The organism is uncultured Methylophaga sp. (assembly GCF_947259025.1).
GTDB lineage: Bacteria > Pseudomonadota > Gammaproteobacteria > Nitrosococcales > Methylophagaceae > Methylophaga.
On the sequence record NZ_CAMYKO010000004.1, the window covers coordinates 136,906 to 157,163 of the forward strand.

Genomic DNA, 20,258 nt, shown 5'->3' on the forward strand with positions numbered 1-20,258 from the left:
CAGGGCTTAGAGTGCACCCATTTTGCGGGTGATATACCACTGCTGGGCAATCGACAGGATATTGTTGACCAGCCAGTACAAGACCAGACCCGCCGGGAAGAAGGCAAAGAACACGGTGAAGACCAGTGGGAAGATCTTCATCATCATCGCCTGCGCCGGATCCTGTGGTGCCGGGTTCAAACGTTGCTGGAACCACATCGACAGACCAAACAGCACCGGCAGTATGAAATAAGGATCCATCGCGGTCAGATCGTTGATCCACAGCATAAAGTCAGCCTGGCGCAGCTCTATACTTTCGACCAGCACCCAGTAGAAAGCCAGGAACACCGGCATCTGCACCAGGATCGGCAGACAGCCACCCAAAGGATTGATCTTCTCAGTGCGATACAGATCCATCATCGCCTGATTGAATTTCTGCTTGTCATCGCCATAGCGTTCTTTCAGCGCAGACAATTTCGGCGTCAGCTTACGCATGGCCGCCATTGAGCGGTAACTGGCCGCTGACAGACGGAAAAAGGCCAGTTTGATCAGCACTGTCAGCAGGATGATTGACCAGCCCCAGTTACCGGTCAGTTTGTGCAGCCATTCCATCACCCAGAACAGCGGTTCGGAGATAATGGTCAGCATGCCGTAATCGACGGTCAAAGGCAGGTTTTCAGCGACTTTTTCCAGACGTTCATGTTTTTTCGGCCCCAGGTAGAGTTGATAGTCTGCCTGAGTCTGTTCACCGGCATCGGCGCTGACGACTGGCATACGCACGCCGGCAGTGTAGTTCGTGCCATTGATGGACTTGCCGTAAAAACCCAGCTCTTGTTGCTGCTGTGGAATAATCGCAGCCACAAAATAATGCTGGATCATCGCTGCCCAGCCGTCATTAACGCTACGGTTGTATGGCGCGTCATCGAGTTCGTCGAAGTCTACCTTCTGGTATTCATTGCCTTCACTAGAGTACACCGCACCGGTATAGGTGTAGATGAACATCGATCCATCATCGCCACGGTTACGATTAAGCTGGGCATAAGGATAGGCGCTGAAACGCTCGCCGCTCTGGTTGATAATTTGATAATCGACATCCACCAGATAGCTGTCACGCTTGAAGGTGTAGGTTTTGACTACCTGCAAGCCATTTTCAGACTCCCAGTAGAGTGGCACCTGGATTTCATCCTGGCCATCCTGCAATTCGTATTGGGTCTGTTCGGCACGATATTCCGCATAGTGAGTGGGTGCTTCACCTTCACCGCGCAGGCCGGACTGGGTCACAAAGAATTGACCGGCGCTGTCATTCAGGAATTGTACGGGGGTGTCGGGTTGATCAGAGCTGACGGCATATTCCAGCAGCGCCAGTTCACGGATATCGCCGCCCTGGGTGGCAATCTGCAGATCCATCACATCGGTTTTGACATGAATTTTGCTGGCTACGGCCTCTGCCTGGGGGCTGTCCGGCACATCAGGCATCGCCTGTGCAGACTCTGATGGCAGCGCCGGTAAATCGGCTTCATTATCAGCGGCGGGTGAACCGTTCACGGTCTCACTGGCAGCATCGGCGGCCTGTTGCTGAGGTCGGACATAGTCTTCCTGCCAGGCTTCCCACAACAGCAGGGAAACGATAAGCAGACCGAAGATAAAGAGCGTTCTGAGATTATCCATTGTGATTCTTTGTTTTTAATTCGGGAACGGGATCGAGGCCACCCGCATGCCAGGGGTGGCAACGTGACAGGCGACGCAGACCGAGCCAGACGCCGCGCAGGGCACCGTGACGTTCAATCGCGTCGATCATATATTGCGAACAGGTAGGCTGGAAGCGGCAATGCATGCCGACAAAGGGGCTCAGCAGAAGCTTGTAGCCTCGAACAAGGCTGATCAGGATTTTTGCCATTGCGCCACCACGGTTAACCAATGTCGCTCCAATGCTGCCCATATTTGCGCATTGTCACGCTGGTTTACACCCGGCCGTGACAACACCACGATGTCGATGTTGGGAAAAGCGGATTGATGTTGCCGGAACGACTCACGAATAATCCGCTTTAATCGGTTGCGGCCGGTCGCCAGCTTGATGTGCTTTTTGGCGATAGCCAGCCCCAGACGGGGATGCCCTACTGTGTTCTCAACCGATATCACCGTCAGGCCGCCCCCTCCGGTGCGTTTTCCCTGACGGAACACCCGAGAAAAGTCGCCCGGGTGGTTCATTCTCATGGCTCGGCGGAAAGGTAATAATGCCAAGTCATGCCCTCTCAAAGAGGTCAGAGGGATTATGCTGACAGCTTAGCGCGGCCCTTGGCGCGGCGAGCGTTAATAACGCGGCGGCCACCAACAGTTTTCATGCGGGCGCGGAAACCGTGAGTGCGTTTACGCTTGAGATTACTAGGTTGAAAAGTGCGTTTCATTTCACCAACTCCACAAATAAATAACGATTTTGCTGCCCGCGGTCTTACAGGAGCAAAATCCGACCAGGCAAAAGACACGGGATTATAAGGTTTCCTGCCACTGCAAGTCAAACCAGAAAACGTCTTTAGGCTTTCTTTGTTTTTACTTGCCAAACAAGACACAGAAAGATAACTTTAGTGGTCTTGCGCGGGGCGTTATACTATAACAGCAATGGCCGCCCGTCGCTGCCTTCTTTAATTTAAATGATTGATAATCAAGGAGTTCATGTGTCCTCACCCCTTTGGGAAAAATGCCTGTCCCATCTAGAAGGTGATCTCTCGGCACAACAGCTAAACACATGGCTCCGGCCCCTGCAGGCCATCGAAACCGAAGATAGTTTGCGCTTACTTGCGCCCAACCCCTACGTTAAAGCCTGGGTTCAGGAGCAACTGGAAAATCAGATCAACACTTTGATCCACGGTCTCAGTCAGGGGCTGATTGAGCGCGTTGCAATTGAAGTCGGTACGGTAGACACCCCTGAGGGCAAGCCGCGCAATAACACGCCTATCAACGACGAGCCCATGGCAAAGCCCAAAGAAAATGAACCGGATGGTGAAAAGGCAGCCCCCGCTATCGGCAGCCCGATGAATCCGCTGTTCACCTTTGATAATTACGTCGAAGGTAAATCCAACCAGATCGCCCGCGCCGCTTCATTGCATGTGGCCGAAGCGCCCGGCACCAGTGGCTATAACCCGCTATTTCTTTACGGCGGCACCGGCCTGGGTAAAACGCACTTGATGCTCGCTGTGGGTAACAAGATCCGCCAGAACAATCCCGGCGCCCGCGTGATTTACCTGTCTTCCGAGCGTTTTGTTCAGGACATGATTACCGCGCTGCGCAACAATGCCATTGACCAGTTCAAGGCGCATTACCGCAGTGCCGATGCGCTGCTGATTGACGATATTCAGTTCTTCGCCAAGAAAGAGCGCTCGCAGGAAGAGTTTTTCTATACCTTTAATAGCCTGCTGGAAGGTCAACGTCAGATTATCCTCACCTGTGACCGCTTTCCCAAGGAAGTGGAAAACCTAGATGAACGCCTGCAGTCGCGTCTGGGCTGGGGCCTGACCGTCGCTATCGAGCCACCGGAACTGGAAACCCGGGTCGCGATTCTGATTAAAAAGGCTCACCAGAACCTGATCACGCTGCCGGAAGATGTGGCGTTTTTTATTGCCAAGCGCATCAAGTCCAACGTGCGTGACCTGGAAGGTGCGTTGCAGCGGGTTTTGGCCTTTTCGCGCTTTACCAACCAGCCTTTGTCGATTGAAATGGCCCAGGAGGCACTGAAAGATCTGCTGGCCCTGCATCAGAAACTGGTCACTTTAGAAAGCATTCAGAAAACCGTCGCTGAATACTTCAAGGTGCGCGTCTCTGATCTGTTGTCGAAAAAACGTACCCGCTCCATTGCCCGCCCGCGCCAAATCGCGATGGCACTGGCCAAGGAACTGACCAGTCACAGCCTGCCGGAAATCGGTGAATCTTTTGGTGGCCGCGACCACACCACCGTTTTACATGCCACCCGCAAAGTGGCGGAACTGCGTGAAACGGACAATCGCGTCGAAGAAGATTACCGTAACCTGCTAAGAACCCTGTCGAGTTGATTAATTAACGGACCCTGAGAGAATCATCATGCAATTCACTGTCAGCCAAGAAACCCTCGTCCGCCCCTTGCAACTGGTGTGCAGCATTGTTGAACGGCGTGCCACACTGCCGATTCTGTCCAATATTCTGCTAAGGACGCATGGCAACCAGTTGTCGATGACCAGTACCGATATGGAACTGGAAATGATCGCCACCCTGCCGGTGTCGGTGGAAGAAGAAGGCAAAACCACGGTCTCTGCGCGTAAATTGCTTGATATTGTCCGTGCCCTGCCGGCCAACGCCACTATCAGCTTTAACGCCAGTGATAATAAGGCCCTGGTGAAAGCCGGTAAAAGTCGCTTCTCGCTGGCGACCCTGTCCAGCGACGACTTCCCTGACAGTGAGGGTGCCAATTATGTTGATGAAATTGCTCTGCCACAATCGGCCTTAAAAGCTTTGCTGGATGAAACCAGCTTTGCCATGGCCAGCCAGGATGTTCGTTATTATCTCAACGGCCTGTTACTCGAACGCGAAGACACCACGCTGCGCGCGGTTGCTACTGACGGTCACCGACTGGCAATGGGCAGCCTGACTACCGCCAATCCGGTAGAAGAAAAGAACAGCGTGATCGTACCGCGTAAAGCGATTATTGAGCTGGGCCGCCTGCTGGGTGACACCGATGATGAAGTGAAACTGGCCTTCAGCAACCAGCAGATTAAAATCGAACTGCCTGACATTCACTTCACTTCCAAACTGATCGACGGTCAGTTCCCCAACTACGAGCGGGTGTTGCCGGTCGGTGGTGATAAGGAAGTGCTGGCCGAACGCGATGCACTCAAACAGGCTCTGTCACGCGCCGCCATCCTCTCCAACGACAAGCACCGCAGCGTGCGTATCAACCTGGATACCGATCTGCTCAAAGCCACCGTCACCAATCAGGAACAGGAATCGGCAGAAGAAGAAATGGCCGTCGATTACAAAGGCAGCGCCCTGGAAATTGCCTTTAACAACGCCTATCTGCTGGATCTGCTTAACGCCATCCCCGACGACAAGGTGAAAATCCTGTTTACCGATGAAACCAGTAGTGCCCTGGTAACGCCGGCCAACGACAAACTTGAACGGCAATATGTCGTGATGCCTATGCGACTGTGAAACAGTCAGCCCTCGTCCCGCCCAGGGCCTGTCGAGGGGCGGCTCTCTGTGCTATTACATTCAGCAAAAACATTGGTAGCTTAGTGACTCTATCAATACTTTTTAGTAATGTTTCTCTCAAGGATTGAACCGACGTTTTTCTTTTCAGGGATTGAAAAAATTGCTACCACGCCCCTCAAGTTATACTCCCTCTTCTGCATTACAACCTCTGACATTACTCCCCGAAAGACGACCTATAACATCAATCATAGCGATGTTTAGCGCCATCAGAGTGAGTCATCGTTTATAAGCTGATAATTAACTCGATCAGGAAATACCTAAGTCATGCCTACTCTATCTCATCGTTCTGTTGTCTTAATACTGCCTCTGGTCATCTCACTGCTTTTAATAAATACTGCTCTGGCAGAGACAAGCTCGATAAAAACAGCTTTGTCGAGCCAACAGCTTGTTAAGCAACTTATCGACAGCGATCCTCAATACCAGGCTTGGGAGAGCCGATACCAGCCCAAAGGGCAAGGCAATGATCTGGTGAATTACAAGCAGGTCGAAAACGGCGTAAACATTGAAGGCGCAGAAATTATGAGGGTTTGGCTAGAATTTAAACCCGGTACGGAAAAGGATCATGCGCCTCAATATCGCTATGTCCTAAAGCCGGTAAAGAATGTCACCGCACAAGAAATTCTATCCCGCAACAAGGGCCTCTATCTTGACCAGCACCCTGAATTCCCTGCAGGCGCAATGGGCAGGTTTCCTGTGTTTCCCAAAACGGATTTTCCGGCACCCGTGCCAGAAAAGGTGACTGATGGTGCCATTGTCACTGATTGGCAGTATTGTGCTTATTGCTTTGATGCCTCTCATAATTATGACTGGGTGACCGTGGAAAAAATTGCCCGAATGAGGGAAAGGCGAGAAGAAAATATCAGTAATGCCCTGAATATTGAGCAGATAAAATTCGGCTCTGAAGAAGATTTCAGACAAGCCACGTATCAAATGTACAAAACAATCGGTTCTGACTTAACGCTTCAAGAACTTGAAAAAAAGTGGAGCCGCTTTGATTTTGGACTATTCACCGGCAAAGAGGCCGAGAAGCAGAATAAGCTTTTTAATCGCCGGGTCGCCGCCGTAGAAATAGGTGGTAAGGAATATCAGGTATTTCTCGATAAAGCATACTACCCGTTAACCTTTGAAGCTTGGGCAGATTCAAAAGGCTGTCTGGATGAGGTAATAGGCATAAGCACTGACATGGCACAACAGATCGGGCTTCCTCTGAAACCAAATGAAATTATCTCTAACAACACTGATTACATTGATTGCAGAAGTAAAGCATTGGCCTCTTTTGATATCGACGCCTACGCTGAAGCCTATCCCGCTCTTGATAATCAGGAAGAGAAATTATTGGATAAAGCCGGTTTCAGCATGGATTTAGATGCGCGTAAAAAAGCCAAGAAAGTGCTCACGCCACAAAAGATGATAGCCGATGCAATTGCAGGCCTTGAAGAGGCTGAAGATAAGCTTGATGTGGCTTTCAATGCAGCTGAAGAAGAAAGGAAATTTCAGGCTAAACGAAGGGCAGAAGAGCAGCAGCGCAAAGCCGAACATGAAGCCTGGTCGCGAGCGCACTGGGCAAACACAATGAACTCAATCAGTCAGCGTAGCCAATGGGTGGCCAATAACCTTGACTCGACCAACCGCATGATTGAAAAAACAATCGCCATGAATAAAACCAGCCATGGCACTGAGTATCGCAGAGAAAACATCCGTCGCACTGCTGAAAAAGCCAGGTCAAAAGCCGAGCAAGCAACGAGTCGCGCTAAAGAAACAAGTGAAAATCGCTTATCAGATTCGGCCAAGTCAAGCCCGGCTAAACTACCTGCAGATCAAAAGCAGGATGCGCAGGCAACGCCCAACCGCCTTGTAATTGAAGCTGAACCGGTTAAAGGCGCAACTGAAACCTATCTAAGCAAAGATACGGCTATCGATATTGCTCGTACCAACCTGGAAAATAACGCAGCCAAGCTGTGTGGCAGCAGCTTTAAAGCCGAGATCCAGTGGGGTGACATGAAGTGCGAGCAGAGTGAGAGCAGTGATGACTATATGTGTCATGCCAATAGTCTGGTGAGCTGCTGGGAGCAGCGATGTGACGCCGATTTTTGCGGTACCCGGCATTAACCTCAATAACAAAAAAGCCCCTTTTCAGGGGCTTTTTTTTATTCTTATTGGCTAAAACAGTTAGTGTTTTAACTCACCCAGGACCACTTTGTTCTCGGCAACTTTCTGCACCACGTTGGAGTAGTAGTCATCCCGGAACTCGTCGATAACCCTTGAGGCTTTTTCGGCCTCGACGCCACTCCCCAACAAAATTTCCTCGGTCAGCCGCAGACTGGTTTCCAGCGTTTCTGAGACAGCCGATGTGGCGCCGGTGGTAATCAGATCAGCGCAGTGTTTTCTATCCCGTGCCCGCGCATGAATCGGCATATCGGGATAAAACTGGCGGACCTGGGACACCAGCCGGTCAATCTGCTCCGGATCATCAAGGGTGACCACGATCATTCTCGCGTGATCGGCCCCAGCCGCCTGTAATACCTTGACCTTACTGGCATCACCAAAAAACACCGGGAAGCCCTGGGCGCGGGCATCCTTGACCCGTTTCTGTTTCATATCCAGCGCCAGGTAAGGCACACCGGCCGCACCCAGCAAAGTACCAATCCGGGCACCCACACGACCAAAGCCGGCCAGAATGACGTGCTCCTCACTGGCCTCGACAAACTCGGCGTAGTCCTCATCTTCAGAGGGTTCGGGTGTATAGAAACGCAGCAACAGCCAGTTGGTCATATTCACCACAAACGGGGTCAGCACCATGGTCAGCGCAATGACCAGCGTCAGGATATCTCCCAGTTGTTTTTCCAGCACACCGGAAGCGGCAGCAAACCCAAATAGAACAAAGCCAAACTCACCACTTTGTGACAATAAAGCACCGTTTTGTAAGGCAATATCGTGGCGGGCACTGCTGAGCCGTGATAGCACGTAAACGACCAGACACTTGAGCGTCATCAGCCCCCAGGTCAGCAGCAGAATATCAACCAGCCGGTCCCACAGCAGGCTGAAGTCGATGCCCATGCCCACAGTCATAAAGAACAGTCCGAGCAAAATGCCACGGAACGGCAGAATATCGGCTTCTATCTGGTGACGGTAATGTGATTCAGCCAGCATAACACCGGCGACAAAAGCGCCCAGTGCCATCGAGAAGCCCACACTTTGCATGATCCAGGCAACGCCCAGCACCAGCAATACCGCCATGGCGATAAACACCTCGGCATCCTGACTGGCAACAATTCTGCCCAGCACCGGGTTGAGCAGGTAACGTCCGGCAAACAATAAAGCAGCCAACACCAGGATGGCGTACACCGGTTGCAGGCTGGGCTCCATAATGTCCTGACTACCGCCGGCAAAATAGGATACCAGCGCCAATAGCGGTACCACGGCAATATCCTGTAACAGCAGCACCGAAAACGACATCCGCCCCATCACGGTGGAAATGCCACCACGCTCGGCCAGCAACTTGAGGCAGAAGGCGGTTGAAGACAGGGCCAGACCGAACCCGATAATAATCGCACTTTGGTTGGAGACGCCCAGCCAGATAGCAATACCGTAAATCAGCCCGGCCGTGATCAATACCTGGCCCAGCCCCAGGCCCAGCACCATCTTGCGCATTTGCCAGAGCTTGTCGGGTTTGAGCTCGATACCGAGAAGAAATAACAGGAAAATGACGCCAAATTCGGCTAAATGTCGAATATCTTCGACTTCGGTAATGACGCCAAACCCCCACGGGCCCAGCACCATACCGGCGAAGAGGTAGCCCAAAATCGCGCCCAGCCGGATTCTGTGAAAAATAGGAATGATAACCACTGTAGCCAGAAGTATGGCCAGGATATCAATCAGGTAGTGTCCCCCCGCTTCCTGCACTCAGTTACTCCTAGCCGACCCGATTTTCGGCATGGCTGAGCATCAGATCCAGTCCGGTTTTATAGGTTTCTGCCGCGGCATCAGGCTTGCTTTGTGCCGTTTGTACTTCCGCCAGTGCCTGATAGGTTTCACCGCGGGCACCGTACTGAATACTGGCCCGCAAGTATTCTTCCGCTTTGGTCCACAAGTCACTCGCCTTGGCCAGGCGGCCCAGTGTCAGTAACAGCCAGGGGTTATGCTGATGCTGCTTGAGCCATTTTTCTGCTAAAGCCAGACGCTTGAGCAAATCACCCTGAGTCAGGCGGCCATATTCATAGACCAGCGCATCACTCCAGTTTTTACGCATAAATTGTTCGATGAGTGTGATCGCCTGCTCGCCTTCTCCCTGCTCAATCAGCCCGCTGATATAGGGTTTAAGCATGGATTCGGTCTGGCGAACACGGGCAGGTGACTGTTCCCAGATTTGCGACAGTTTGCGCCAGTCCTGACGCAGTAAAGCTGATTCCATCTGTCCCACTGCTGCTTCCTGATCCAGCGCCTGGGCTTCATCGCTCTCCAGCACATGACGTTTACGTAAATCGGGCAGCACTGCCTGTACTTCCTGCCACTGATCCATATCCTGATACAGCGATTGCAGTAATTGCAGCACATAAGGATGTTTGGGCGCCATTTCACGCAAATGCCGCAGCGTCGCCAGCGCCTGTTCATTCTGCCCTGCCGAGATCTGCAGTTCTGCCTGCACCACACCCACGGCAATATCCGCCCCTTCCGTGGTTTCATGGGCGAGTCGCAGATAATTATCACGCCGCTCCGGCGCCTGTTGTTTCTGTGCTGCCCGCGCCGCAGCCAGATAATGCAGCAGCGGCGTTTCACTATTGCCGGCATGACGGATCAACACCCGCTCAGCCTCGGCCCAGCGGCCCTCTTCCAGTGTGATCAGGCCCCGGGTCAAAGCACGGTTTGCCCGTTTATGACGCTGGGTTTCTTTCCAGGCCGAGAGTTTGCGGGGGGACTGTTTGACCAGTACCAGGCTGCGCAAAGACAAATAGGCCGCCACCAGCAATAAAATAAAAGCGATGGAAAACACCACCAGCGAGGTTTCCAGACTCCAGCTGCCATATTGCAGCAGCACAAAACCGGGCTCAAAGTCCGCCGCCCAGATAACGGCAGCGCCCAGCGCCAGGGCTAAAGCAATAACGATCAGCAGCTTCATTGCTGATACTCCTCAAGCCAGTTCAGTGAGCCGGATATATCCGGTACATCGACTTTAATCTGTGCCGAGTTCAGGTTTTCCAGGGTCGCGATTAGGGCATCACGCTGGTCACCGGTAAAGTATTGCCTGAGCCATTGGATCGCGGTCTGCATACTGTGCTGATAACTGGCATTGTCAGCATTGAGCAGGGCCAGACGGGCGCTTTCCAGTTGCAGGCGCAGATTCTGATAGAGGAAGTAGCGTTGCTCCGGTACCAGCACCGCTGCCTCTCCACTTTGATCGTGACGAATCACCACCAGCGAGCGTAATTGCTGCCAGATATCGGCGGCGGCCTGTTTCCATCCAGCTTGTTCAGGGACCACGCCGGATTCATTTTCGCTGGCAGCCGTGACTTCAGGGCCTTTTTTCACACGCAGCTTGGCAATATTATTGGCGGCCGTTTGCAGCTTGAGGGCAATACCTGCGGTATCGACATCAGCCAACGCCTGCAGCGCCATAACTTCTTCTGCAATCAAAGCCCGCAGTGGATGCAGGCGGTAGTCAGACAAAGCTTTAATCTGCAAATCCGCCATTTGCAATGCCTGCAATGCGCCAGTCACATCATGTGCTAGCAAAGCGCGCTGGTTAGCGACGTTAAGCAGATATTTGATTTCCTGCAGTGCCCAGGTGCGTTTTAAATCAGCGCTGGACAGGGCTTCACGGTTGAGCAAATCTTCAATTTTATCGGCCAGCCCCTGCTGATCCTGTTGCAGCGTCGCCAGTCGTTGCCGGGTATCATCATCGGCATCAGCCAAAACCGCCATTTCGGACTGCAGGGCGCTGTGTGCATCAATTTGTTGCTGCTGTTGTGCCATTATCTGCTGATAAAGCCAGCCACCCGCTGCGATAAGCAAGACCAGCAAAATCGCGATGGCAATCCACAACAGACGATTGTCTGTGCTGCCCGGCGTTGGCTTTTCGTTGAGTTCAGCATCCTTTACGTTAGCATCAATCTGCTGCTTTTCATCGTTGTTTGCCATGCTGTTTGTCCATTTCCGTCAATGTTTGTAAAACCGCGCTATCGCTCGCATTGTCACTGACTTCGACCCATCTGAAGCCGAGCCCGTGGGCATGCTGTTTTAGTCTGTCACTCACTACCACCAGCGGCTTGTACAACAGCTCAGCTTTGAACTCGCTCAGCAAGCGGCACAAATTATCGATGCCGGCGGCACTGGTACAAACCAGTTTATCGGCATACATCGCGTGAATACAGTCCTGCCGATCCGGTGATGGCAAATCCCGGCGATAGACTTCCATATAGTCAATACTAGCACCTCTGGCTTTCAGGGTATCAGCCAAGCGTTCACGGCCGCCCTGACCACGGACAATGATCATTTTTTGACCGTCCACATCCTGCATCTCAGGCATTTGCAACAGTCCGTCACTGCCGGTCGAACGCTGCGGCTGGCAATCTACCGACAAACCGGCCGCTTGCATCGCACTGGCGGTCGCATCACCGACAGCCGCCAGTTTAAGCTGCGATGGCAAAGCTTCTGACCAGCCTGATACAAAGCTTTCAAGGGCGTTGCGGCTGACAAAAATCAACCAGTCTGCCTGATCCAGATTGTCAGTTAACCAGTCGGTGGCCGGCAGTGGTTCAATGTGGATAACCGGAAAACAAATAGCCTGTCCGCCAGCCTCATCAATCAGCGATGCCATTTTAGCCGACTGTGCCAGTGGTCTTGTCACCAACACCCGCTGACCGGTCAGCGCCTGTTCAGTCACCATAAACATCCGCCAGGATCTTGTCTGCGCCCTGTGCCAGCAGCATTTCTGCTACTTCCAGGCCTATCGCCTCGGCCTCGGCAGCCGGACCACGTTTTTCAGCATAAAGGGTATTAGTGCCATCCGGACGGCCCACCAGGCCGCGTAACCAAACTTCATCATTCTCCAGAATGGCATAACCGGCAATCGGCACCTGGCAGCCACCCTGCAAGCGCCGATTCAAGGCCCGCTCAGCCAAAACCGTGGTGGCGGTATGGGAATCATGCAGCGGGGCTATCAAAGCATTCATTGCTTCATCATCAATGCGGGTTTCGATGCCCAAAGCGCCCTGGCCGATAGCGGGCAGACTCTGTTCCGGCGTCATCTGACCACGGATGCGCTCGTCAAAGCCCAGCCTTTTCAGACCGGCGCTGGCCAGAATAATGGCATCAAACTGGCCTTCATCCAGCTTGCGTAGACGGGTATTGACGTTGCCGCGCAAAGGCAGCACCTCCAGATCGGGACGACGGGTACGGGCCTGACATTCACGCCGCAAGCTGGAAGTACCGAGTCTGGCACCGTGGGGTAAATCATCAATGCTGTCGTAATGATTAGAGACAAAAGCATCGAAGGGATCTTCCCGCTCACAGATCACCGGCAGATGCAGGCCTTCAGGAAACTCGACCGGCACATCTTTCATTGAGTGCACGGCAATATCGGCGCGGCCGTCGAGCATGCCCTGCTCCAGCTCCTTAACGAACAGGCCTTTGCCGCCGACCTTGGCCAGCGGCGTGTCGAGAATAATATCGCCCTGGGTTTTCATGCCGATGAGCTCAACTTCCAGATCGGGGTTTTGAGATAACAATTCGGCTTTGACAAACTCGGCCTGCCAGACGGCAAGCGGGCTGTTGCGGGTGGCGATTCTTACGGTTTTCTTTGTCATGAATGTGGTCTTTTCGGGCTTAAATTACGGAAAATCAACGCTGATTCTAGCACTTTGACAAGCTTCAACTCGAATAAGCACGTTATAATGACGCCCTGTTTTCAAATCGCGATCATGATCCACTATGAGCACAGCCAACAAGAAACTCTCATCCGCCCGCCTGACCCAGCCTACCGACAAGTTTGTCGAAGAATTCACCGCCTCGGTAAGCTTTGACCAGCGTCTGTTCCGCCAGGATATTCAGGGCTCGATTGCGCATGCGACCATGCTCAGCGAAGTCGGCGTGCTCACCGGTGAGGAACGTGATCAGATTATCCAGGGCCTGCAGCAAATCGAACAGGAAATCGAAAACGGCGAGTTCGAATGGTCGGTGGCCCAGGAAGATGTACATATGAACATCGAGGCGCGGCTGATCGCGCTGATTGGTGAGGTGGGCAAGAAACTGCATACCGGCCGCTCACGCAATGACCAGGTGGCCACCGATGTGCGCCTGTATCTGCGCGATATGATTCAACCGATTCGCAGCGAACTCAAGCGCCTGCAAGGCGCTTTGCTGGATGTTGCCGAGCGTGAAGCTGACACTATCCTGCCCGGCTTTACTCATCTGCAGACGGCGCAGCCGGTCACCTTCGGCCACCATATGCTGGCCTGGTATGAAATGCTGGTACGTGATGCCGAACGCCTGGATGACTGCGAGAAGCGCGTCAACAGCATGCCTCTTGGTGCCGCTGCGCTGGCCGGCACCACGTTCCCGATTGATCGCGAAATGACGGCCAACCTGCTGGGCTTTGATCGAATCTGCCAGAACTCGCTGGATGCGGTCAGCGATCGTGACTTTGCTATCGAGTTCAACAGCTTTGCCTCGATCCTGATGATGCACCTGTCACGCTTCTCGGAAGAACTGATTATCTGGTCTTCGGCCCAGTTTGATTATGTCGATCTGGGCGATGCCTTCTGCACCGGCTCCTCGATCATGCCGCAGAAGAAAAACCCGGATGTGCCCGAACTGATCCGCGGTAAAACCAGCCGCGTTTTTGGCAATATGTTCAACCTGCTGACCCTGATGAAAAACCAGCCTCTGGCTTACAACAAGGATAACCAGGAAGACAAAGAACCCTTGTTCGACACCATCGACAACCTGCTGGGTTCGCTGCGGGTCTATGCCGATATGATGGCTGTGATTACCGTCAAAGCCGACAATATGCGCCAGTCGGCGCTGCGTGGTTATGCAACGGCCACCGATCTGGCCGACTACCTGGTGCGCAAAGGCACGCCGTTCCGTGATGCCCATGAAGTCGTGGGCCTGTCAGTCGCCTATGGACTCAAGCACAACAAAGACCTGTCAGAAATGAGCCTGGAAGAACTGCAACAGTTCTCCGACCGCATTGAGGCCGATGTGTTTGAAGTGCTGACGCTGGAAGGCTCGGTCGCCGCGCGCAACCACCTGGGTGGCACCGCGCCGGAGCAGGTTCGCGCCGCAGTAAAACGCGCCCGCCAAGCCCAATAAAGCGCAGCAACGCTTTCCCGGTATTGCCCGTCCGGATGGTGACTATACTGTCGCCATCAAACGGTCTCTGCTGCGTCAATAACGACACGGCTCATGATATGCCAGCATCGTCTGAGCAGCGATGCGCCTGACTCAGTGATGATTGTTCAGCCATAAAAACATGATACAGATATTGAATTCTTATTTGATAATAATTACTATTTGCATCATTAACTAGCAAATAGGGACAACCATGATCGCAGTAATTTATGGCTCAACAACCGGTAACACTTCCGACGCCGCCGTCAAAATTCAGGACGTGCTGGGGGAAGAGGAAGTCGAGTTATTTGATGTCAAAGATGTCGGCCTCGACGCGCTGGAATACTTCGACAACATCATCTTCGCCATTCCCACCTGGGACTACGGTGAAGTTCAGGCTGACTGGGAAGAAGTCTGGGACGATGTTGATGCCGTGGACTTCAGTGGGAAAACCGTGGCTTTTCTGGGCATGGGCGATCAATTTGCCTACGCAGAATGGTTCCAGGATGCAATGGGCATGCTGCATGACAAGGTCAAAGCACGCGGTGCCAGCGTTATCGGTCACTGGCCGGTAGAGGGTTACGAGTTCGACGAATCCAAAGCCTTAACTGAGGACAAACAGCACTTTGTCGGCCTGGCCCTGGACGAAGACTGTCAGCCTGAACTGACCGAACAACGTCTCACTGACTGGTGTGAAATGATCAAAACCGGGTTTATGGCGCCCGCCTAAACCTGGTCAGACTAAACAACGTACAGGCTGCTTTCTACTCTAGCCTTTGTCGGCAAAAAAAGACGGGCAGATAAGCCGCAGCCACTGCGGTCTGCGGCTGAGCAGCATGGCTACGGTCATCGCTGCCACTGCCAGCAGCATAATCCACACCAGTGCCGCCATCGATGGATGATCGGCGGCCAGGCAACACACTGCTGACAACAGCAGAAACCCTCTTCCCAGCAGTTTGAGCAAGAAAGTATTGGGCCCGCCCGCGTGACCCGGAAATACCTGCTTCCAGTGTGACTGGTAGCAAAGTGCAAACCAGCCCATGCTAAGCATGGTGGATACCACTGCCGCGATTAGCCAGCCTGCCTCAATCATATGCATTCACCTGCTTGTTGTGTTGCGCCGATTTACCGCGCTTGGGTTTAACTGTTTCCGTTGCCTTGGCACCCAATTTACGTGCTACCAGCATGGCGATCAGCGCCGTGGCAATCAGGCTTAAATCGACGCCGGCCACCGCCCAGTAGGTATCGGTAAAGAGGGTTTTAATCAGGTGATCGCCGGTGGTCACCCAGTTCATCACCACTGCCAGCAAGCTCAGTGCAGCCAGTACCCAGCTTTGCTCTCGCCAGGCCGGGTTAACGCGTGCTTTGGCAACCGGCGAACTGCGCCAGGCAGCGTGCAGGAAGGCCAGCCCCCATGCCCACCAGAAGACGGTCTGTTCCCACTGACCTTTGCCCGCCAGATCAGCAGGCAGAATACGGTTGGCCACCAGCATACTTACCGCGGCAATCACCATACCGGTAACCGTGGTCACAGCCATGGCATCGACGATACGGCTGCCCTGGCTGCCGGCTTTCGCATGGCGGGCCTTGCGTTTTTCCACAAACAGAATAAAGCCGGTGGCGATACAGATCGCGCCCAGCAAACCGCCGAACACATACAACCAGCGCAGCATCCAGTGCTCAAAGTGCTGCAGATGCAGACCCGTCAGGAATTCATCAATCGAGGCGACGACACTGCGCGGCGGCTCTTCACGAATAACCTCGCCGGTACTGGCTTTGAAATGGATACCCTCACCCACCAGCGCAACACGATCACTGCCGGCACGGTAGATGCTGACATAGCTGTTTTCGTCGCCAATATGGTCCATAAACAGGTAGCCGACCTCGCCCGGCATATCACGCTCCGCCCAGCGACGTTTAGCTTCCGCCACCATCGCATCAACCGATGCCAGCGGCGCGGCTTCACCGGATTCTTCATGCGGCAGACCGGTGCGTTCGGCTTCCAGCTTCTCATGTTGCTCATGCAGGGGTTTCAGCGTGGTATGCGACAACGGCAGATAGATATTGGTGGCAAAGATCACCAAGGCCGTAAAAGCAAAGAAAAAGTGGAACGGTAAGGCCACCACCCCGGTGACATTGTGCAGGTCGAGACTGCTGCGTAAAACATGCTTCCAGGGGCGGAAAGTAAAGAATTCACGAAACAGTTTGCGGTGAATAATCACCCCGGTCACCAGCGCTGCCAGCAGCACCAGCGCCGCCACACCAACGATCCAGTAACCCAGCATGTTCCAGCGCAGATGCAGATTAAAGTGCATCGGGTAAAACCAGTCACTGCCGATTTTAAGCGCACTGTCACTCAGGGTTTCGCCCGTGGTGGGGTTGACCGTGGCCCAGCCATGAACGTGCAAATGATCATCCGCGGGATCTTTGGGCTCATTGGGAATACCGAACTCACCGCCAATGCGCAGCACCGGATCACGGTGCGTGGTGTAGGCATAGAGCGATTTCAGCGGCATGGTATCGGGATCGGGCAAGTCGCCAATCACCCGTTGCTGAGTGGCAGCCATATCGGTGGGGTGCGGCTTTAATTCATCAAAGACCGGTTTCAACACCTCATCAAAAGAGGGCATCGGCTGCGGTTCAAAACGGGTATCGGGAATGGCCCAGCGATCAATTTCCCGGTCAAACACCGACAGCGCGCCGAAGAAAAAGCAGATCATCAGCACAAAGCCGAGTACCAGACCCAGCCAGGTGTGCACCCAGCCCATGGACATACGGAAAGAATTAAACATCGTCGCGCTCCTAACTGACCAGACTGTTTTGCAGCATGGTGGCAATCAACATCATCACCGCGGCACCACCGGCCAGAACCAGCCACACCCGAAGCATACTGGCGGCGGCAAATGTCCAAAGGAAAAGCGCCAGAAACACCAGAAAGGCGACCAGCGTCATGCCGGTTTCCGCTTCGTGGAAATCAATGCCCAGGGTGACCATGGTAGTAATGGCCAAAGCCGATAAGCCCCAGGTGAAGGCGTAACCACCGAGAAAGGCGGCAATAATGCGGTTGGTGATGTGCAAAGCAGTTTGCGAAATCATGGTAAAGCCTTAGTTCGAACAACAGGGCCTGAGCGCCCAAATGTGAATAAGACGCATTATACCTATCTGTTTGATTAACGCCCAGTCAATTGGTCTAATCTCTCGACATAGCTGATTGAATTATCATCTAATATAAAAAAACAGCGGCCGGTGGCCGCTGTTTTAATTAGCTCGAAACGGCGCATAAGATTTTAAAAATCGAGTGCGTAGCCCAGCGTGACCACCCGGCCGCGCCCCTTGAAGTTGCGGGTATCAGAGCCGTAATTGGTCTGTGAAGAATAACTGAAATAATCTTTATTCAGCAGGTTACTGACAGCAAGATTAACCGTGCCATCACCCAGCTCATAGCCCAGCGACGCATCGATCAAGGCATAACCATCAAAGTCTTCATCATCGGCATCATTAAAGCTGCGATCAAAGTTATAGCTGGCCTGAATGAAAGAGCTCAGCTTGGGTGTCCAGTCCGCGCTCCAGCTTGCCAGCAGACGGTTGGGCGGAATGTTGGAGCCATTCAAATCGGCATCGACCCGGCCATCATTATCGCTGTCAAAACGACCGCGGATTTGGGAATACGCCAGGTTGAAATAGTGATCGGCATTGGCCTGCAAACCCAGGCTGGCTTCGACACCCTCAATCTCGGTTTTTTGTCTGCGGATAAAGTATTCGGTGTTATCGGCATTGGCGACAAGACGAGAGCCCAGATCGGAATCCGACTCGTAATAACTGATTTCAAAATCAACCGGCGCCCAGTCAATGCGGATACCGATTTCTTTGTTGGTCGTCAGAATCGGCTTCAAATCCAGCAGTGATTCCACACTCAGGCCTGGGGTGCCGATACCGCGTAGCACACGGCCGACATCGGGCATACCGAAGCCTTCCGAATAGTTGGCAAAGACACTCAGCCATGAGGTCGGGGAAACGACCGCGCCGCCATTAAACAGGGTTTCATTAAAGTCCGGTTTACCGCCCTGCACCGTCACCCCGCCTTTTCCGAACACCGTATTGAAAGTATCGATGTCCAGCTCGGCATGTTCATAACGGGCACCGGCATGTAACACCAGAAAGTCTGCTGGCTTGAACTGGGCCTGCAGGAACGGTGCATAGTTTTTATACACAACTTCCGGCACATAAACTCGATCGGTCATCGCCAGACGCTGCAATGAGCTGTCTTCCAGCAAATCGAGGCCAGTGGTCAGTTTCAGTTTGTCATCGAACAGGCCGTCCTTCACCAGGGTGAATTTGGCGCCGTTTTTATCAGACTCGATTTGGGTTTGATCAATGCTGTCCGGTGCCAGCACCGGGTCGGTAAAGCTGCCGGAAGCCAGCGCCCCATACAGCGCTTCAAACTCCTGGCGGTAAGCCTGGGCGGTAAACTCCATGCCCGCCAGATCGTAATGCTGATAATTAACACTGGTCGTCAGCACCCGGTTACGTGGCGCTTCGCCGATCGGTGTGCCCCTGCGTGAAGTGGTGGGAATGCCCGCCGCCTTGTTGCCATCAACACTGACATAATCATTGCCGCCTTTGATCTGGTAGCGGTTGAGGGTGAACTCCAGGTTCTGATTATCATCGAACCAGTAACCCAGCTTGGCAAACACGTCATAGCTCTGCGAATTCATAATATCGCCCTGGACATTATCGACACCGATTTCAGTGCCATCGGCATCCAGAAACACGCCCTGGCGCTCATAGCTGAGACCCAGCGTATATTCGAAATCGTTTTTACTGCCGCGTAGGCTGTAATCAGCCCGGTAACCCATGGTTTCATCACCGAACTCGCCGGTGGGTGAGCTCATCTGAATATTGGCATGCTGTTTCAGCGTATCGCTGCTGGGACGACGGGTAATAAAGTTGATAATGCCGCCGGTGGCGCCGAGGCCGTGAATGGCATTGGCACCGTGAATCACTTCAATGCGCTCTACCATTGCCATATCTATGGTGTGACCATCACGTTGACCGTCACGCAGGGGATTACTCTGTGGCACGCCATCAATCAGGAATAAGGGAGAACGACCGCGAAAGGTTTCACCGCCGCTGGTCAGTTTCTGGCGGCTGGGCGAAAACGCCGGCAGCAATCGGCTGAGGATCTGAGAAGTGTCACTGCTCATTTCCATCTGTTTTTCAATCTGCTCTCGGTCGATCACCGTCAATACCTGGGCAGAATCTTCCAGCCGGGTTTCAGTACGGGTTGAGGTGATGACCATCTCATCCAGCTCTACCGTGTTCATATCACGCGACCCTGGGCTAACAGTAGCAGCCGACTGTTTAACAATGGTGTAGCTGCCATTTGCCAGTTGCTTTGAACTCAAGCCCTTGTCACTGAGCAAACTGTCGAGCAAAACATCAGGGGCATAGCTGCCTTTATACTGCGGTGTGGTCAGCCCCTGCACGACCTCCGGCGCAAAAGACACGGTAATGCCACTTTGCACTGAAAACTGCACCAGGGCCGACTCCAGTGAACCGGCATCAATATTAAAGCTTTGCTGAGTGACCGCAGTGTCGGCATGGGCTGCCGTGCTGAGCACTGCACCGCTCAGCAGGCTGGTGCTGACAATCCCGGCCACCAGCAAACGACGACTCAGGGGTTTCAAGGGATATTTCTGGACACGTTGTTTCATTGC

General features: G+C 53.2%; 18 protein-coding genes. 5 read left to right on the plus strand and 13 right to left on the minus strand.

Annotated features, from left to right (window positions below):
• Positions 1-6: 6 nt before the first annotated feature.
• From yidC to rpmH, 4 genes are read right to left on the minus strand one after another with little or no spacing between them, the layout of a single operon-like run.
• On the minus strand, positions 7-1,647 hold the full coding sequence (gene yidC, locus Q0X64_RS03840) for a membrane protein insertase YidC (protein ID WP_297809222.1): 1,641 nt from the start codon (positions 1,645-1,647) through the stop codon (positions 7-9).
• On the minus strand, positions 1,640-1,876 hold the full coding sequence (gene yidD, locus Q0X64_RS03845; RefSeq protein ID WP_297809224.1) for a membrane protein insertion efficiency factor YidD: 237 nt from the start codon (positions 1,874-1,876) through the stop codon (positions 1,640-1,642). Before yidD ends, yidC begins: the two co-directional genes overlap by 8 nt.
• On the minus strand, positions 1,861-2,193 hold the full coding sequence (gene rnpA / locus Q0X64_RS03850; protein WP_297809226.1) for a ribonuclease P protein component: 333 nt from the start codon (positions 2,191-2,193) through the stop codon (positions 1,861-1,863). Before rnpA ends, yidD begins: the two co-directional genes overlap by 16 nt.
• 56 nt (positions 2,194-2,249) lie before the next feature.
• Complete coding sequence (gene rpmH / locus Q0X64_RS03855) at positions 2,250-2,384, minus strand: 50S ribosomal protein L34 (protein WP_297809228.1); 135 nt, start codon at positions 2,382-2,384, stop codon at positions 2,250-2,252.
• A 267-nt stretch (positions 2,385-2,651) separates the two neighbouring features.
• Between rpmH and dnaA the strand changes: the two genes are divergently transcribed.
• From dnaA to Q0X64_RS03870, 3 genes are all read left to right on the plus strand, one after another.
• A complete protein-coding gene (gene dnaA / locus Q0X64_RS03860) occupies positions 2,652-4,022 on the plus strand; it encodes a chromosomal replication initiator protein DnaA (protein WP_297809229.1) in 1,371 nt (456 codons plus the stop codon).
• 28 nt (positions 4,023-4,050) lie between these two features.
• Positions 4,051-5,154 (plus strand): DNA polymerase III subunit beta, encoded by a 1,104-nt coding sequence (dnaN, locus tag Q0X64_RS03865; RefSeq protein WP_297809230.1) that lies wholly within the window; start codon positions 4,051-4,053, stop codon positions 5,152-5,154.
• A gap of 324 nt (positions 5,155-5,478) precedes the next feature.
• Positions 5,479-7,323, plus strand: a complete 1,845-nt coding sequence (locus Q0X64_RS03870) for a hypothetical protein (RefSeq protein ID WP_297809231.1) — start codon at positions 5,479-5,481, stop codon at positions 7,321-7,323.
• Positions 7,324-7,383: 60 nt separating this feature from the next.
• On the opposite strand, the gene Q0X64_RS03875 is transcribed toward Q0X64_RS03870, so the two are convergent.
• Genes Q0X64_RS03875 through hemC form a run of 5 tightly spaced genes read right to left on the minus strand, consistent with a single transcriptional unit; the run spans position 7,384 to position 13,016 of the window.
• On the minus strand, positions 7,384-9,117 hold the full coding sequence (locus Q0X64_RS03875; protein ID WP_297809232.1) for a monovalent cation:proton antiporter-2 (CPA2) family protein: 1,734 nt from the start codon (positions 9,115-9,117) through the stop codon (positions 7,384-7,386).
• Between the two features lie 10 nt (positions 9,118-9,127).
• Entirely contained in the window at positions 9,128-10,330 is a 1,203-nt protein-coding gene (locus Q0X64_RS03880) for a heme biosynthesis HemY N-terminal domain-containing protein (RefSeq protein WP_297809233.1), read from the minus strand.
• Positions 10,327-11,349 (minus strand): uroporphyrinogen-III C-methyltransferase, encoded by a 1,023-nt coding sequence (locus Q0X64_RS03885; RefSeq protein ID WP_297809234.1) that lies wholly within the window; start codon positions 11,347-11,349, stop codon positions 10,327-10,329. Before Q0X64_RS03885 ends, Q0X64_RS03880 begins: the two co-directional genes overlap by 4 nt.
• Positions 11,333-12,103 carry a uroporphyrinogen-III synthase gene (locus Q0X64_RS03890; protein ID WP_297809235.1) on the minus strand — a complete coding sequence of 257 codons (771 nt, stop codon included), beginning with the start codon at positions 12,101-12,103 and terminating at the stop codon, positions 11,333-11,335. The genes Q0X64_RS03885 and Q0X64_RS03890 overlap by 17 nt, the downstream gene beginning before the upstream one ends.
• Positions 12,087-13,016 (minus strand): hydroxymethylbilane synthase, encoded by a 930-nt coding sequence (hemC, locus tag Q0X64_RS03895; RefSeq protein WP_297809236.1) that lies wholly within the window; start codon positions 13,014-13,016, stop codon positions 12,087-12,089. Before hemC ends, Q0X64_RS03890 begins: the two co-directional genes overlap by 17 nt.
• A 124-nt stretch (positions 13,017-13,140) precedes the next feature.
• On the opposite strand from hemC, the gene argH reads away from it, so the two are divergent.
• Together argH and fldB are read left to right on the plus strand one after the other, a co-directional pair.
• Positions 13,141-14,523, plus strand: coding sequence for an argininosuccinate lyase (gene argH / locus Q0X64_RS03900; protein WP_297809237.1), 1,383 nt, complete (start codon positions 13,141-13,143; stop codon positions 14,521-14,523).
• A gap of 232 nt (positions 14,524-14,755) precedes the next feature.
• Positions 14,756-15,271: a flavodoxin FldB gene (fldB, locus tag Q0X64_RS03905; protein ID WP_297809238.1), complete on the plus strand. Its 516-nt coding sequence runs from the start codon at positions 14,756-14,758 to the stop codon at positions 15,269-15,271.
• Positions 15,272-15,310: 39 nt separating this feature from the next.
• Here fldB and Q0X64_RS03910 read toward each other — a convergent pair whose 3' ends face one another.
• From Q0X64_RS03910 to Q0X64_RS03925, 4 genes are all read right to left on the minus strand, one after another.
• Entirely contained in the window at positions 15,311-15,640 is a 330-nt protein-coding gene (locus Q0X64_RS03910; RefSeq protein ID WP_297809239.1) for a DUF3325 domain-containing protein, read from the minus strand.
• Entirely contained in the window at positions 15,627-17,333 is a 1,707-nt protein-coding gene (locus Q0X64_RS03915) for a PepSY-associated TM helix domain-containing protein (RefSeq protein ID WP_297809240.1), read from the minus strand. Before Q0X64_RS03915 ends, Q0X64_RS03910 begins: the two co-directional genes overlap by 14 nt.
• Before the next feature lie 10 nt (positions 17,334-17,343).
• A complete protein-coding gene (locus Q0X64_RS03920) occupies positions 17,344-17,637 on the minus strand; it encodes an iron uptake protein (protein WP_297809241.1) in 294 nt (97 codons plus the stop codon).
• A 191-nt stretch (positions 17,638-17,828) separates the two neighbouring features.
• The gene (locus Q0X64_RS03925) at positions 17,829-20,255 is read right to left on the minus strand and encodes a TonB-dependent receptor (RefSeq protein ID WP_297809242.1); all 2,427 of its coding nucleotides are present in this window, start codon (positions 20,253-20,255) and stop codon (positions 17,829-17,831) included.
• Positions 20,256-20,258 lie beyond the last annotated feature (3 nt).